This window comes from Lactococcus formosensis (assembly GCF_018403745.1).
In the GTDB taxonomy this organism is placed as follows: Bacteria; Bacillota; Bacilli; order Lactobacillales; family Streptococcaceae; genus Lactococcus; species Lactococcus formosensis.
The window spans coordinates 95,699-110,402 of the sequence record NZ_BOVP01000005.1 but is presented as its reverse complement, the minus strand read 5'-3'; the positions used below and the strand labels follow the sequence as shown (position 1 = coordinate 110,402).

At 35.1% G+C, this 14,704-nt stretch carries 17 protein-coding genes; 3 read left to right on the top strand and 14 right to left on the bottom strand.

Annotated features, from left to right (window positions below; genetic code table 11):
- Nucleotides 1-8: 8 nt before the first annotated feature.
- From KJS37_RS07505 to KJS37_RS07490, 4 genes are all read right to left on the bottom strand, one after another.
- Entirely contained in the window at nucleotides 9-830 is an 822-nt protein-coding gene (locus tag KJS37_RS07505; protein WP_017368624.1) for a putative RNA methyltransferase, read from the bottom strand.
- 183 nt (nucleotides 831-1,013) lie between these two features.
- Nucleotides 1,014-1,985 carry a S66 family peptidase gene (locus tag KJS37_RS07500; protein ID WP_213496656.1) on the bottom strand — a complete coding sequence of 324 codons (972 nt, stop codon included), beginning with the start codon at nucleotides 1,983-1,985 and terminating at the stop codon, nucleotides 1,014-1,016.
- A 124-nt stretch (nucleotides 1,986-2,109) separates the two neighbouring features.
- Nucleotides 2,110-2,688: a stage II sporulation protein M gene (locus KJS37_RS07495; protein WP_213496654.1), complete on the bottom strand. Its 579-nt coding sequence runs from the start codon at nucleotides 2,686-2,688 to the stop codon at nucleotides 2,110-2,112.
- 136 nt (nucleotides 2,689-2,824) lie between these two features.
- Complete coding sequence (locus KJS37_RS07490; RefSeq protein ID WP_213496652.1) at nucleotides 2,825-3,091, bottom strand: hypothetical protein; 267 nt, start codon at nucleotides 3,089-3,091, stop codon at nucleotides 2,825-2,827.
- A 344-nt stretch (nucleotides 3,092-3,435) separates the two neighbouring features.
- Between KJS37_RS07490 and KJS37_RS07485 the strand changes: the two genes are divergently transcribed.
- The gene (locus tag KJS37_RS07485; protein ID WP_096369070.1) at nucleotides 3,436-4,062 is read left to right on the top strand and encodes a copper homeostasis protein CutC; all 627 of its coding nucleotides are present in this window, start codon (nucleotides 3,436-3,438) and stop codon (nucleotides 4,060-4,062) included.
- 22 nt (nucleotides 4,063-4,084) lie between these two features.
- Here KJS37_RS07485 and KJS37_RS07480 read toward each other — a convergent pair whose 3' ends face one another.
- From KJS37_RS07480 to KJS37_RS07460, 5 genes are all read right to left on the bottom strand, one after another.
- Nucleotides 4,085-5,104, bottom strand: coding sequence for an ABC transporter permease (locus KJS37_RS07480; RefSeq protein ID WP_213496650.1), 1,020 nt, complete (start codon nucleotides 5,102-5,104; stop codon nucleotides 4,085-4,087).
- Nucleotides 5,097-5,837: an ABC transporter ATP-binding protein gene (locus KJS37_RS07475; protein ID WP_165713495.1), complete on the bottom strand. Its 741-nt coding sequence runs from the start codon at nucleotides 5,835-5,837 to the stop codon at nucleotides 5,097-5,099. The genes KJS37_RS07480 and KJS37_RS07475 overlap by 8 nt, the downstream gene beginning before the upstream one ends.
- A 141-nt stretch (nucleotides 5,838-5,978) precedes the next feature.
- Nucleotides 5,979-6,824, bottom strand: a complete 846-nt coding sequence (locus tag KJS37_RS07470) for an Rgg/GadR/MutR family transcriptional regulator (protein ID WP_165711941.1) — start codon at nucleotides 6,822-6,824, stop codon at nucleotides 5,979-5,981.
- Nucleotides 6,825-6,879: 55 nt separating this feature from the next.
- Complete coding sequence (locus KJS37_RS07465) at nucleotides 6,880-7,521, bottom strand: HAD family hydrolase (RefSeq protein ID WP_165714550.1); 642 nt, start codon at nucleotides 7,519-7,521, stop codon at nucleotides 6,880-6,882.
- Nucleotides 7,522-7,631: 110 nt separating this feature from the next.
- Entirely contained in the window at nucleotides 7,632-9,380 is a 1,749-nt protein-coding gene (locus KJS37_RS07460) for a MucBP domain-containing protein (RefSeq protein WP_213496647.1), read from the bottom strand.
- Between the two features lie 199 nt (nucleotides 9,381-9,579).
- Between KJS37_RS07460 and KJS37_RS07455 the strand changes: the two genes are divergently transcribed.
- On the top strand, nucleotides 9,580-9,975 hold the full coding sequence (locus tag KJS37_RS07455; protein ID WP_017368634.1) for an HIT family protein: 396 nt from the start codon (nucleotides 9,580-9,582) through the stop codon (nucleotides 9,973-9,975).
- Nucleotides 9,972-10,199: a hypothetical protein gene (locus KJS37_RS07450; protein ID WP_096369065.1), complete on the top strand. Its 228-nt coding sequence runs from the start codon at nucleotides 9,972-9,974 to the stop codon at nucleotides 10,197-10,199. Before KJS37_RS07455 ends, KJS37_RS07450 begins: the two co-directional genes overlap by 4 nt.
- 4 nt (nucleotides 10,200-10,203) lie before the next feature.
- Here the strand turns inward: KJS37_RS07450 and KJS37_RS07445 are convergent, their stop codons facing one another.
- The 5 genes from KJS37_RS07445 to KJS37_RS07425 form a co-directional block, all read right to left on the bottom strand.
- On the bottom strand, nucleotides 10,204-10,560 hold the full coding sequence (locus tag KJS37_RS07445; RefSeq protein ID WP_017368636.1) for a hypothetical protein: 357 nt from the start codon (nucleotides 10,558-10,560) through the stop codon (nucleotides 10,204-10,206).
- Between the two features lie 115 nt (nucleotides 10,561-10,675).
- Nucleotides 10,676-11,365 (bottom strand): 50S ribosomal protein L1, encoded by a 690-nt coding sequence (rplA, locus tag KJS37_RS07440; RefSeq protein WP_003133341.1) that lies wholly within the window; start codon nucleotides 11,363-11,365, stop codon nucleotides 10,676-10,678.
- Nucleotides 11,366-11,454: 89 nt separating this feature from the next.
- Nucleotides 11,455-11,880 (bottom strand): 50S ribosomal protein L11, encoded by a 426-nt coding sequence (gene rplK, locus KJS37_RS07435; RefSeq protein WP_003133340.1) that lies wholly within the window; start codon nucleotides 11,878-11,880, stop codon nucleotides 11,455-11,457.
- Nucleotides 11,881-12,006: 126 nt separating this feature from the next.
- Nucleotides 12,007-12,636 (bottom strand): putative bacteriocin export ABC transporter, encoded by a 630-nt coding sequence (locus tag KJS37_RS07430; RefSeq protein ID WP_213496645.1) that lies wholly within the window; start codon nucleotides 12,634-12,636, stop codon nucleotides 12,007-12,009.
- 6 nt (nucleotides 12,637-12,642) lie between these two features.
- Entirely contained in the window at nucleotides 12,643-14,703 is a 2,061-nt protein-coding gene (locus tag KJS37_RS07425; protein WP_213496643.1) for a DUF1430 domain-containing protein, read from the bottom strand.
- Nucleotide 14,704 lies beyond the last annotated feature (1 nt).

Genomic DNA, 14,704 nt, shown 5'->3' with positions numbered 1-14,704 from the left:
GAGGTTTTTTATTTTTGCCCTACCAAAACTTGCACATGGATAGTTGCTTGCATTGGGGGATTTTTTCTCGCTATTGTTTTTATCTCAGTGGATACTGCCCACTCTAAAGGACTCATTTCCAGAAAATCTAAACGTAATTCCTCAGGAATTTCAAAATTATAATGAAGTTCTTTTTCCACGGCATTAGGATATTCCTGCTTAAAGCGTTGAATAACCTCTGTATTGTCATAGTTAACTGGAAAGCCATAGACTTTACGTAGCTCTTGAAGATAATATCGGTCAGGTACAATCTTGATGATATTTCCCTCTGACTGTAACACACGGTTAAACTCTTTATAGTTTGAAGGTGTAAAAATATTTAAAACACTCGAAATTGAACCATCAGCAAAAGGCAATCTTGTTAAATCTGCCAAACTTAGAAAAGCTGAAAAGGGCAAATCTGTCGCCATTTCAATACCATCTTTGGCAATATCAAAGCCAAATTTGTTCCCTTGGTAAGACAACAACTCCAAAAACTTACCTTCCCCTGTCCCAACATCCAACAAATTACCAGGCAAAAGGGCTGTTTCAATTTCCTTAAGTACAGGTGCGTACATTCCAGCGGCGATTAAGCGACGTCTCGGCTCAAACATCTTCTTTGTATAGTGTTGCGTATCTGCTTTTGTTTGTAAAAAGTTAATATACCCCTTTTTATTCAAGTTAAAGGTGTGCTTATTCTCACAACGCAGTGCATAGGGTTCCAAAGAAAAGGAAGTATGGCATAAAGGACAGCTTAGGCTTTCTAAGTTTTGTTCTAAGTACATATAGGCTTTTTCGATTTTTTTTAACATAGACCTATTTTAACATACAACTGAAACAACATGTAACTCCTCTCATAAATCAATATCTAATCCTACTTCTTACTTAAATAGATAATAAATAGCTTTCAATAAAGTTCAACTAAAATATAGTAAAAAATATAACTAATTTTTTTCAAGCAAGGAGCTGTAAATCTAGGATATGCAGTCTTTTTATTATCCCTGTGATATTTGAATGACCATAGGGTCAGTAGAAATTTCAGCTATTCCTCCCAGAGGGAAGGTGAATATTGGTTGTGTATGGCCAAAATCAACATCATAAATTACGGGAATAGTCTTTAAAATAGGAAATTTATCCAAAATATAGTAAAGAATCTCTTCAGAAATCTCAGTATCTGTAGGAAAACGACCAATGACTAAACCAGATACATCAGTATGAATTTCTAATATTTGTGCCAAATATCTTGAAAATTCTAGAGGTATTCCGCCTTCTGAAAGTTCTAAAAATAAAATTGGAGACTTAACTTCAGGTAAAAATTTTGTCCCAGCTTGGAGGTTATAGGTTTGCATATTCCCACCCGTAATAACTCCCTTTACCTCTCCATGATTATAGATTTTCCATTTTGTTTTTTTGGGGGATCTAGTTATAGATTTATCAAACCACAAGTCGCTTGTCCATAAATCACTAGGTTCTAATGTATAATTTTTATTTTTCATAGCTTTTATCCAGCTTTGGGTCTGAAACTCTTGAAGTTCATCCATTTTAAAAGATGAATAAGAAGGGCCATAATACGTCACAAGACCTGTCTTGGCTCGTATTGCATTATGTAGACTTGTTGTATCAGAATAACCAATGAACATTTTGGGATTTTGTTTAATCAAATTCCAGTCTATATAAGGAAGCAACTCATTACAATTTAATCCCCCTATTGTGGTTAGTATTGCTTTCACGTTTTCATCAGAAAAAGCTTCATGTATGTCAGAAAGACGGGAGTTAATTGAACTAGAGTATAAACGATCATTTTCTAAGATATGCCTTCCAAAAGTTACTTTAAACCCCAAGTCCTCAAGCCTTATTTTAGATATTATATTGTCCTCAAATCCTCCTACTCTTTCGATCGAAGAACTAGGTGAGATAACTCTAATCTCATCTCCGTATTTTAATTTTGATGCGAATATTTTATCCATAGTATTGGTCACTTTCAAATAATTTACATAGTTTGTATTATAACTATATAATACCATTGAGCCTAATAAAACGATTAAAAAAACTCACAGTTTACTTGCTATGAGAGTTTAATTAATCTGTTTATCAAAATAGTTTTAAAATTAAATCTGCGAGATACGTTTCAAAAATTGCTGCAAGTATGATTACTGGAATAACATGTTTTAAATAGTCTATAAAAAGGGCCCTTATTTCAGAATGAAAGGATGTATTCTGTCTGTGTTTTATTTTGTCTCTAACCCATTTATTAATTTGATAGAGCATTGAAGCTAACATACAGTATGCAAATATCTCCAAGAAAAGATAAGGGAAAGCAGAGCATAAAAAAGTAATTGATTTGGCTATTGAGTAACGAAATAAAGCCCCGAATAAGATACCCGTTAAAATAGATGTAATAATAGCATTTGTTAAATATAAATAGCCTATTGGAATCAATGATAGGATGAACATTTGAAATGGAACCCTCACTCCATTATTTATAACATAGGATAAAATTTGATTTAGTCCCTGATTAGAGTTTGATGTTTCTGGAACATTTGTGCTTACTCCATTTAATAAATTTTCTAAATTAGGATTAATTACATAAGTTATTATCATGGTTACCAGAATTAATATAAACATACCCATAGTAAATTTAGTCGCTAATTTTATTCTTTCTATTTTCAATGTCAGTCCTTTTCTGTGTTAATTATATCCTTTTTCGATAAAAAAATACTTAATTAAAAAATAGTTAAAGAGTGAAAGATACGATAATCAAATTAATAATTGCGCGTATTGGCCACGTTTACAATTCATACTATTACTATTTACCTATTACTTTTTTATAAAAATAATATACCGAGGCACCTAAGAGTGAAACAAGAACCCATGCAAGAATTACAGTACAGACAACAATCGTTCCATATAAAAAAGGAGAATTAGAAAATAGTATTTCATTAAAAAATTCTTTTGTTTCTTGAAACTTAAAAATAAGTTTCTTAATCAGTCTTAGAAGTATGATAATAGCAACTACGATACTCGTATTTTTGAGGCTTTGTTTAAACGTAGTTTCTTGATTTTGTTTATTCATTTTCAATCTCCCTAATTAGTACTATTATCTCACAAAACACTCCAATTACACAAAAGTGCTTTGATTATGTACCACCTATACCTTTCACCTTCTTTGTTGCTTTTGATACTCTATTGTAAGCTTTTATCACACTCCTAATCTCAAAGTAAATCGTGGAATGGCGATATTAAAATCACACAAGAGACTCTATTCTACGCCTATAAATTTCTAGTACTCTCTTTTATTTATGTAATAGTTTCCGTAGCTATACTTGCGATAACATCACTTAGCTAATCGTTAAAAACAGTAACGTTGCTTTTTTTGTTATAATATAGAAAAAGTCAGAAAAGGAAATAAAGAAGCCAATGATTATTCGTGAACTTTGTGTTGAAAATTTTACCGAAATTCCTAAAGCAATCGCTGCAGGTGTGGAACGTATTGAACTTTGTGATAACCTTGCTGTCGGTGGAACAACACCGAGCTATGGTGTTATTCAGCAAGCTGCTGAATTTATCGGAGACCAAAAAACTACTCTAGCCGTTATCATCCGCCCACGTGGAGGCAATTTTGTCTATAATTCTTATGAGTTAAAGATTATGGAAAATGATATTCTCAAGGCTATTGAAGCTGGCGCACAAAACCTTGTTTTAGGAGCTCTAACAGAAGACAATCAAATAGACGTGGAAGCTCTTGAAACACTCATGGTCGCCTCTCAAGGACTTCCTGTGACCTTCCACATGGCCTTTGATGAGATTGAAGACCAACATGCAGCCATTGACACACTGATCGAAGCTGGTGTAGAAAAAATTCTTATGCATGGTGACAGTCTCGACAAGCCACTCAATACCGAAAAAATTGCAGATCTTGTTAAATATGCAAAAGGAAGAATTACTATTATTATCGGTGGCGGAGTAACTGTGGATAACTATGAAGAATATGCAAGCTTAACAGGTACACATTTCGTCCACGGAACAAAGATCATTGCAAAATAAAAAAACAGCTTAAGCTGTTTTTTTATTTGCCTTTCAAGCGCATCTTTATATAAAATTTTATTAACAGCAAATTCACCAGTAAAAGGAGAATCAGATAAAGGCGTGCTTGCAGAAAAATTAAGCCAAAAATAACTTCTACAACGGTTGCAAAAAGCATGATACGTGAGAGGACATCCTTAAGGGCTGTAAATTTTGAAGAGTGACGGAGTGGATAAATCCGCGTCAAAATTTGATATTCAAAAGAATCTTGTAGAGCAAAAAGTTGAAAAAGTAATAAGTAATTAAAGACCGATGCCAAAATAACAGCAAGTAACGGGTTGCCAATGAAAGTCAAGGCAAGTACAGCCAAGGCGATTAAACGTAGAGTCAGAGAAAGATAATCTCCTGAACGTAAAAAGGCACGACTAAAGAGGTATTCATAGGTGCGTAATGTCTTAGGCAGGAGAAAATCTAAATATTTTCGGCGGTGACTTTGAGTTTTCAGACCTTTGACATTGGTAAAAAGGGCAAAGAAACGTAAAGTATTCGTTTTGCGGTTTTCTTCATAGGCAATAAGTCTCTCCCAATAAATAATGCCATTGGGCATAAGTTGACGTAAGCGAAGGCCTAAACCTGCTGCTTTTAACAAGACTAAAAGAGAAAACCATAGTAAGAGATAAAGGAATGACCATTTTAAAAGTGGTGCCACAATCCCAACTAAAATAAGACTAATAAGCGCAGGGAAGACAAGCGAACGAAGGTAAGACAAAAGTAAGTGTTTGCGCACTCCTTTCTCTTGTGGTAGGAGAAACACTTTATCCGCAGGTTCCACAAAGCTTGCCAATCTTCCAAAAATCTGGCTTAAAATTGTGATTAAAAGGACTAAACCAACTTTTCCAACAGTAGTTAAACTGTGAGCTTGTAAAAATTGAGCATACTGTACGGCTAAAGCACCCAATAAAATCATCAAAAAGAGGACAAAATGATCATTAAAAACATAACGCAAATATTTGAGATTTTGCCGATAGTATACTTTGCGGCGTTCTTCAAATAAGCTATTCATGGGTATTTACACCTTTCGTCAATTCTAAATAAATCTCATCGAGGCTGGCGTCTTCCTTGCCAAATTTAGCACGTAAATCTTCCATACTCCCCGCAATTAACACCCTCCCTTCATGGAGAATGACAAATTTGTCACAGAATTTCTCCGCTGTTGAGAGAATGTGCGTACTCATCAAAATGGAAGCTCCAGCATCACGCATGGAAAGCATAAGTGTGATTAAATCTTGAATCGCTAAAGGATCCAAACCTAAAAATGGTTCATCAATAATGTAAAGACTTGGGTCCGTCAAAAAGGCACAAATAATCATTACCTTTTGCTTCATACCTTTAGAAAAATTGACCGGGAACCAGTCTAACTTATCTTCTAAACGGAAGGTTTTCAAGAGATTTTCTGCCCGAGGCATTGCTTCTTCTACAGGAACCCCATAAGCTAATGCTGTAAGCTCGATATGCTCACGAAGGGTGAGTTCTTCATACAAACTTGGTGTTTCTGGAATAAAACCAATCTTTTTGCGATAGCCTTCAAGATCTTCTTGGAGCGTAATTCCATCTAATTCAATCTGGCCAGAGTAAGGTGTGAGCAAGCCCATAATTTCTTGAATAGTTGTTGATTTACCTGCACCATTGAGGCCGATGAGACCAACTAACTCTCCGTTTCCTATCTCAAAGCTTACATCTTCAAGAACCGGATTGCCAAAGTAGCCTCCAGTCACGTTATTTATTTTTAGTGCCACGTTAATATCTCCATTTCTATTCGAATTTAGTATAAGTTAATTTTATCATATCACTCCTTCTTTTGCTTTCCTCTAACGCAACTCTTTTTCTCAATTTTAGTCGTTCAAAAATGAGGACAATATAAAAAACTTACTTATCATTCATGCACTTGATTTATTGCATATTTTCTCAAAATCTTTTTGGAAAACTTCCCGCAGCTCTAAGGCTCCAATCTCGGATAATATTTTTAAAGCACGCGCAATGAGTTTTTTCCCCGTAATTTGATTATCAAATGCGTAAATCCAACAACCTTTTACAAAGAGGGTCGATATTCGAATATAGGTGTCAAAGACTATTGTCAATTCCTCAAGTGCTTTGAGAAAACGTTCTGAATAATCCTTATAGCTTTGACGTATCATTGCAAGTGTCGCTCGAATGACAACACGAATAAGCAGGTTTCTAAATTCGGTTATTTCTTTCAAATAGTATTTATTTTGTGAAAGGATTCGCCAAACAATATCTTGCAGTAAAATAGGGTCGATTTCATCTAAGGTATTCACCAAAATATAGAGTTCATAACTATGCCAAATATAGTAACTTTTTAGTTTCGTCTCAATATAAGAAACTTCAAGCGGCGATAAATGGCTATAACAAGCTTTAGCAGAAAGTGCTATAACCTTATTTTCTTCTAAATCATAGGCATTATTTTCTACATATATATGTTCTAACAAATATAAATTCTTGTTAAAATAAGCGTACTCTATTTTTTTAAACTGATTCAACCAATAATCTTCTTCATCATTGTTGAGCATCAGCATGTAGGATCTGAATGTTGTATGCATTTCCTGTAAAGCAAGATCTAGTTTATCAAATGAAATCAGTGTTTTTCCATTTTCAAAGGAAGATATCGTTGACTTTGATAAACCAATGCGCTCAAAATCACGCAAAGAAAGTTTATGTTGGATACGTAATTTTTTAAAAACTTCCCCATATTTTTTATAAATCATAAAATTCATTTCCTAAATTTCACAAACTCAAAAGCTTTATTCAATACACTTCCGTTTAAAGGTTCAACAACTCGTCCACTTGCTCAATCAGAAAGTTAGGTTGCTGTGCTGCTAACTCGGTTGCATCGTGTGCACCCCAAGTTACAGCACATGTCTGTACCCCTGCAGCTTTCCCCATCTGTATATCGAAAATGGCATCACCAATCATTACTGTTTGCTTTGTACTTAAACCATACTGCTTCACAATGTAGAGCACCCCATCTGGCGCAGGTTTATAATTTTTAACTTGGTCTGAACCAATCACACCTTCAAAATAAGAAGCAATCTCAAGAAATTCTAAATTTCTCTTTAAAGCTGTAGAATGCTTACTTGAAACCACGTAAAGCCTCTTACCGGAATGGTACAGGTTTTGAAGAACTTCTTTGATGTGAGGAAAAAGAGTGAGATTTTCTTGCTCATAAACCTTATAGTACTCTCGAAAAGCACTTAACAGTGCCTCAAATTCTTTCTCCTCAAATATATGATCTGCAGCCATTTTTTTAAAAGATTTTTCGATAGGAATCCCTGTGTAGTAGTTAATCCTCTCTTCTGAGGGAATACTTAAGTTAAACTCTTGAAAAGCGGCTCTTGTTGCCAATATACCCGTGCTTCCCGAATTTGCTAATGTCCCATCAAAATCAAAAATATACCCATCCATGCTGAAGTTCTCCTCATTTATAATTTATTAAAAATTATTATAACATATATTTGATTTTTTTAAGATTTTTAATCTATTTTATATTTTGTGGTGAGTAATATTATTAAAGATTACTTATACTTATTAATCTTTTTTACAAAGAATATCACTCCTCCTATTAAAAATAAGAGAATGGCACCAATGATTGTCAAAAATTTTCCGTTATCTTCTCCTGTAGCTGGGAGATTAATTTGATGCGCTTGATTTTTAGTATACAAGTATTTTACTTCTTGTTTGGCATGAGTAAACACACCTTTGGGATTTCCTTGAACACCTTTTATACTATAACCTGAGAGTTCTTTCGGTGTCGAAACATATTTTTCACCAATGTTGCCTGTAAGAACTGTATCTTCTGCTATTTTTTTACCATCATCGCCTGTGTATTTTACAGTTACTGTTTCACCTTTTACTGGTAATTTAGTATAAACATAAGTAATAGTTTCTTCCTGGTCTGTGAAAGTCCCTGTGGAATTACCTTGTACTTCTTTGAGGGTGTATCCTTCAAATGCTTTTTGTTCTGAAGTATAAGTTTCTCCGACTTTTCCAGTTAGCTTCTCGTCATTAGAAAGTTTTTTACCTGATTCGTCAACATATTGAACAATCACATCACCAGCCACCTTGACAGGTATTTTAGTATAAATATAAGTGATTGTTTGCTCCTGATTCGTAAAGACTCCTGTGGGATTACCTTGTACTTCTTTGAAAGTATATCCTTCAAATTCTTTTTGCTCAGAAGTATAAGTTTGTCCGATACTTCCTTTGAGCACAATATTATCCATAAGGTCATTTCCTAATTCGTCAACATATTTGATGTGCACATCACCGGCAACGTCGCCTGTGCCTCCCCCACTTTGACCGTGGTAGGTTGCAGTAGAAACTGCACTATCAATTAGAGTTGCACCATCATAGGAAAAAGCTTGATTAGGATATTTATTATTGAGAGGATTAGATTTTAATTTTGTCTGATAATGTATGACCACTGAATTTGGTTCGGTGAGAGATGCTTCTGTGTCACCATGGAGATGTCCAAGATTTAAGGAAGTGGATTGACTCCCATCTGCATTGGGATTAAAAACCAAATCCGTTGATTCTGTTTTAATAACAGTATTTTTATAGTTTCTATAATGTATACTGGTCGAACCCGGTATATAATCCTGTGTGTTGCCCATCGTATCAACAAAATTCGCATCGGAAACTTCATAACCACCATTGTTTATGGTTATAGTCCAAGATACTATATTATTTGCTTCATAGTGCAATGTTTTGGCAATTGCACTGTTACCTGAACCTTCACCTGAGCTACTTTTTGAAAAATTAACGTGAATACTATTATTTAAATTATTTTTTGTCGGAAAGGCTAAATCATTCCCCATATCATAATTTAAAGTATTTTTATTAAATCCAGACCAAAAGTTAAAAAATAATGTACGGTTAGATAGATTGTTGATGACGGGCTCAAAAACAATATTAAGCATATTATTTTGGATAGTCACTGAACCTAACAATGTACCATCTTCTTTAGTCAGAAAAATTGGAGCAGTTCCTGTGTACTTTAATTCCTGTGGTAATGGCATTGAGTACGTTTGCGCCGTATCAATGACTGTACCGTTTGGAATACTAAGCGTATAGGTAGCGTTGACCAAAGAAACATCGCTTATTTTATTTGAGCTGATTGGTCCATTGTTATTACTTAGAACAACTTGATCTACAAATTGTATTGCACTTGGAGACTTTGTTTCAGCACTCACCAATGGGGTAAGATTCAAAATGCTCCCCAACATGAGGATGAAAAGCAATAATTGGTTTGTAATTTTTTTCATGACTTTACCTCCTATTTTGTTTTTCTTACCATGATAATACCAATTTTAAACATTAAAAACTATTTATTTGTCTTAACGCTTTCTAAAAAAATTTCTTAACAAGTTACACTAAGCAAAAACAGAAGAATTTGTTATAATTTACTTATAACAAAGTAGTGCTCAACTTTTGAGACTCTACAAATGGACAGGGAGATTTCTTATGGATAATTGTATCTTTTGTAAAATAATTGCTGGTGAAATTCCAAGTACGAAAATCTACGAAGATGATAACTTGGTAGCCTTTCTTGATATCACACAGACCACAAAAGGGCATACTTTAGTTGTACCTAAAACACATACACGAAATTTATTAGCAATGGAACCCGAGCAAGCCTCTCAGCTTTTCTCTAAAATTCCTGAAATCGCCAATAAACTTGTGGATTCTCTAGACGCCAAAGGGATAAATATCCTACAAAACAACGAGGAAATAGCTGGGCAAACTGTCTTCCACACTCATGTACACCTCATTCCACGTTATGCTGAAGATGATGGTTTCTCTGCTGCTTTCACAGCACATACTTATGATCTTAATGCAATTGCGGAGGAAATCTTATGAAAGAATTCATCAATGACGTCTCAGAAATCTTTTCACGGTTAAGCAAAGAAATAGATGAGGTCAAAGCAAACTTAGAAAATGTAAAAATTGAAGCAAAAAAGGCTGAGCTTACCGGACAAGAAATTCAAAGAAAGGTAAATGAATTTCAGGCCCTTGCTCAACCTAAGGTTGATAAAATCAATGAAATTTTAGAAAAACTTTCAGAAAAAAGTAGTGAAGAATGATTCACTACTTTTTATTCGGATGAATATAAAATTGACTGCCCCAAAAGATTCCTAAAATTTGGGAGATAACAAATGATCCAGCGATAATTAAAATTTCAGTCACATCGCTATCATATTGGATATATGTGAAAAAATAACGAGAATTATAAAAGGTAAAGAGGAAAAACACCAAGAAAATATCGATAATGAGTAAATAGGGCCATACACGAGTTCCGTCGAGTTTTACCAAGTGAAAAGTCGTAAAAAGTAATAGTAATGAAATTATTTGTAAACTTATCAAGGGGAATTCAAATACTGTTCCGATATAAATAATTATCCAAACGGCTGCTATAAAGCCTATCAGTAGGGTTATTCGTTTCATATTACCATTGTAACATGAAAAAGATTATTTTTCTAATTCAAATTACTTTAAATTACATAAATGTTTCTTTCAATATACAAAAAAAGCTCCCTAGGAGACTTTTTTAATTTTTAACTTAGAAGCTTGTTGTATCAACTTTAACACCAGCACCCATAGTTGTAGTAACTGAAAGGTTTGTGATGTAAGTACCTTTAGCTGTAGCTGGTTTAGCAGCAACAACTACGGCATTGATAGCTTTGAAGTTTTCGATAAGTTTTTCGTTGTCGAATGAAACTTTACCGATTGGTACGTGGATGTTACCAGCTTTATCAGCACGGTAGTTAACTTTACCAGCTTTTGATTCTTCAATAGCTTTAGTTACGTCCATTGTTACAGTACCAGTTTTAGGGTTTGGCATGAGGTTACGTGGGCCAAGGACACGTCCAAGACGACCTACAACAGCCATCATGTCAGGTGTTGCGATTACAACATCGAAGTCCAACCAACCACCGTTGATTTTAGTTACAAGTTCATCAGCACCAACGAAGTCTGCTCCAGCTGCTTCTGCTTCTTTAGCTTTTTCGCCACGAGCGAAAACAAGAACACGAGCAGTTTTACCAGTACCGTTTGGCAATACCATTGCTCCACGGATTTGTTGGTCAGATTTTTTAGTGTCGATGTTAAGGTTGTATGCAACTTCTACAGATGCATCAAATTTTGCGATTGAAGCTTCTTTAGCGAGTGCTACTGCTTCTTCAACGCTGTAAAGTTTAGTTGCGTCTACTTTTTCGATAGCAGCGCGCATTGATTTGCTTTTTTTAGCCATTTCTATATTTCTCCTTGTGGTAATATCGGTTGTCTGTTATTATAACAGCCTTCCACTTGTGTGGAAAATGAGCGATGATTAATTAAGAATTAACCTTCTACTACAAATCCCATAGATTTCGCAGTACCTTCGATCATTGACATTGCTGCTTCAAGTGAACCAGCGTTAAGGTCAGCCATCTTAGTGTTTGCAATTTCTTCAACTTGTGCTTTTGTTACAGTTGCAACTTTAACTTTGTTAGGTTCACCTGAACCTTTTTCAACTTTAGCTGCTTTTTTCAAAAGAACTGCTGCTGGAGGAGTTTTTGTAATGAATGTAAATGATTTATCTTCATATACTGAGATTACAACTGGGATAAGCATACCAGCTTGGTCAGCTGTACGCGCGTTGAATTCTTTAGTGAATCCCATGATGTTGATACCTGCTTGACCCAAAGCTGGACCAACTGGTGGAGCTGGTGTTGCTTTACCGGCAGGAATTTGCAATTTAACGAGTTTTTCTACTTGTTTAGCCACGATAAATTTCTCCTTATAATATTGTTTTCGTGATGTGGTATGATGATAGACCATTCTATCTTCCACGCCTATATGCTAAAAACATACTTAAATAGTCTATCAAATATGGATGCTTTTGTCAAGTCTCTATATTTCAATAGATTCGTCACATGCCGCAACAACAGCTGGGTCATGCGTGACAATGATGACTGTTTTTCCCTTTTCTACTTCTTGGCGTAACAATCCCAGTATCAAAACTCTATTTTGTCCGTCTAAAGAACCGGTCGGCTCATCAGCCAAGATAATCTTACTGCGTTTCAACAAAGCACGCGCCAGAGCTACACGCTGTTTTTCCCCACCAGACAAAGCGTATACTTTTTCGCTTAGCTTATGAGCAATACCTACTTGATTTAAAATCTCTCTCATCCTACGTCGCTTTTCTTTGCCTTTTATTTTCTCATACACTAGAGAGATATTGAGATTTCGCTCAATGCTCTCATCTTCAATCAAGGCAAAGTTTTGAAAAAGAAATGCTATCAGGTTGCGCCGCATAAGTAACGCTTCTTTGCTGTTTATCTTAGGTGCTTTTTTCCCTGATATATATAACCTCCCAGAATCTGCGCCTTCAATCAGTCCGATAAGATTAAGAAGCGTAGACTTTCCGGCACCACTTCTTCCGAGTATCGCTGTCATTTTCTGAGCTGGAATACTGAGGGAAAAATTTTCAAAACTCTGATGTTTCCCAAACTTTTTACTCACTTCTTGCAGTTCTATCATGTGTTTTTATGCTCCTTTCAAGGTGGTGACCAGTTCTTTCTTTTCGAGACGGGTGAGGAGGTGGAAGACTAAAAATAGCTCAATCAAAGCATAGAGTACGTAAGCTTCAACAATCACTAGTTCATGTCCGCGTAGCGTGGAGTGAACTAAGAAAATCAAATTTTGAATAACAATGAGGATAAACAGTATTTTATATGTTCTAAAATATGAAATGCCTTGCACCCGTCTAAGTACTAACTTCTTCTTATTCACCTTAAAATAGATTACCGTTGTGGATAAAATCATCAGGATAAAAAGCACAAAAGCTAAAACATTCATAAATACCCATGTTATCGGTTCACCAATAAAACGTTTGACCTCAATTTCTGCAATTTTTGATGTAGGAACAAAGGAAACAAAACTTGCAGCTACTAGGTCTTTCTTCAAACTTGGCAGTATCTCTAAATACGTTTTTTCTATGTTCTCTTTTATTGGAATCAAAACGCCTAGGGTATTATTTCCGTAAAACATATTACTATAAGTATTAACCCCAGCGTTATTTACCGTATGCACCTCAATTATATCTGCTACAAGTTCTTGTTTTTTACCATTGGAATAAACACCGCCTGCTTCCCCTTCAAATATAGGCATACTTTGTTTATCTTTCATCAAGAACACCTTGATTTCTGTTGCTCGAAACCAGGCGCCCTGCATCTCTAACAAGTCATTATAAGCTTTTTTTATCTCCTCTACTTTACTTTTATAGCGTTCGTTGACAAGTATAACAGCTTCTTTAGTGCTTTTATCTATGTAAATTGGGTTGTTTTCTCTATCTCTAACGGAATATTTATCGATATAGGTAGAGTTAACCTCTATCCCTTGATAATCTTTGAGGTTCTCATGCCCTAAGATTTTTTTGGTTGCGTGCAAACCACCGTTACTTTCGATATATTTAAATATCTCCGTGTGTCTCGAGCTATCTTTAGCTTCAGAATAACCTAAATTCCAGCCTGCAAAAACACCATAGTCGTCCAAGGGTGTCTTATGCATCAAACCCAAACTGCTATTTAATAAAAGGATAATCCCCATACTTGTAGAGACACTGGCCGCAAAGATATAAACTTTAACCAGATAAACCAAAATGTGGACGCGCTTTAAGAAAGACTTATTATTAGTTTGAGCCACTAAAGATGCTCGATTCACGATACCAATAACAAGCATTACCAGAATCAGACTTAGTCCCATCAACAGGCTGAGACTTATCAAATATTGAAAATCGAAAGCTTTCAGAAGAAAGCTACTGTTTAATAACCCTACAAAAAGCTGTACAAACAGAAAACTCTTCATATAAATCCGCAGAAGAATTTCCCAGTTCCCCATCCCATTAAGAGCATATATAGCAATCTCCTTACTGCGCAAGACCATCCAAACAAGAAGGAAAATAAAATAGAAAAAAAGAATCATCTTGATGAGAAAACGATACATATCGTTCCCACGAGTGATTAAAGGCTGGGGATTGTACCATTCAGGTTGAGAGGTTAAGCTGCTTGAACTGGTTGCCAGATTAAATCTTTGGTTTATTTTTTCACTCAAAGCTTCTAATATTTTTTCTTTCTCACTTGATTCAAAAAATACTGCGGCTCCTTGGTACTCTTCATCAGTTATTTTTTTTAGCGGTTCATTGATCACCGTTACTTTTGAACCGTGATCCATAAACTCTTTTTGACTTTGCTTTTTATAAGCGGTTTGAAAGTATGTGATACTGGCTATTGGTCGACTATAGTAGATATTTCCCTTACCATCATAGTCGGCACCAATAAAGCGGGAACGAACAGTAAAAGGAGTGTTGAACTCCCTTGATACTTCCTCTATAACTGAGATAAAATCTTTTCGTTCAAGTATTTTTACATCATCTGTCTCATAGCACTCAGTATCTCCTATCTCAGGAGGATAGATTTGGGTATAACTTGGCTTACTCACATAACGCGTAAGCCTATCTGACTCAATATCATTGTAGCGCATATAGGCAAGCATCACACTAACGAAAGAGAATAAAAGCAATAATGTAAGCTTTAAGACTTTATTCATT

Coding starts and splice junctions, on each gene's coding strand:
- KJS37_RS07460 (WP_213496647.1), bottom strand. CDS start 9,380: ATGAAAAAAATTACAAACCAATTATTGCTTTTCATCCTCATGTTGGGG.
- KJS37_RS07450 (WP_096369065.1), top strand. CDS start 9,972: ATGAAAGAATTCATCAATGACGTCTCAGAAATCTTTTCACGGTTAAGC.
- KJS37_RS07445 (WP_017368636.1), bottom strand. CDS start 10,560: ATGAAACGAATAACCCTACTGATAGGCTTTATAGCAGCCGTTTGGATA.
- KJS37_RS07425 (WP_213496643.1), bottom strand. CDS start 14,703: ATGAATAAAGTCTTAAAGCTTACATTATTGCTTTTATTCTCTTTCGTT.
- KJS37_RS07455 (WP_017368634.1), top strand. CDS start 9,580: ATGGATAATTGTATCTTTTGTAAAATAATTGCTGGTGAAATTCCAAGT.
- KJS37_RS07490 (WP_213496652.1), bottom strand. CDS start 3,091: ATGAATAAACAAAATCAAGAAACTACGTTTAAACAAAGCCTCAAAAAT.
- KJS37_RS07485 (WP_096369070.1), top strand. CDS start 3,436: ATGATTATTCGTGAACTTTGTGTTGAAAATTTTACCGAAATTCCTAAA.
- rplA (WP_003133341.1), bottom strand. CDS start 11,365: ATGGCTAAAAAAAGCAAATCAATGCGCGCTGCTATCGAAAAAGTAGAC.
- KJS37_RS07430 (WP_213496645.1), bottom strand. CDS start 12,636: ATGATAGAACTGCAAGAAGTGAGTAAAAAGTTTGGGAAACATCAGAGT.
- KJS37_RS07480 (WP_213496650.1), bottom strand. CDS start 5,104: ATGAATAGCTTATTTGAAGAACGCCGCAAAGTATACTATCGGCAAAAT.
- KJS37_RS07500 (WP_213496656.1), bottom strand. CDS start 1,985: ATGGATAAAATATTCGCATCAAAATTAAAATACGGAGATGAGATTAGA.
- KJS37_RS07505 (WP_017368624.1), bottom strand. CDS start 830: ATGTTAAAAAAAATCGAAAAAGCCTATATGTACTTAGAACAAAACTTA.
- KJS37_RS07470 (WP_165711941.1), bottom strand. CDS start 6,824: ATGATTTATAAAAAATATGGGGAAGTTTTTAAAAAATTACGTATCCAA.
- KJS37_RS07465 (WP_165714550.1), bottom strand. CDS start 7,521: ATGGATGGGTATATTTTTGATTTTGATGGGACATTAGCAAATTCGGGA.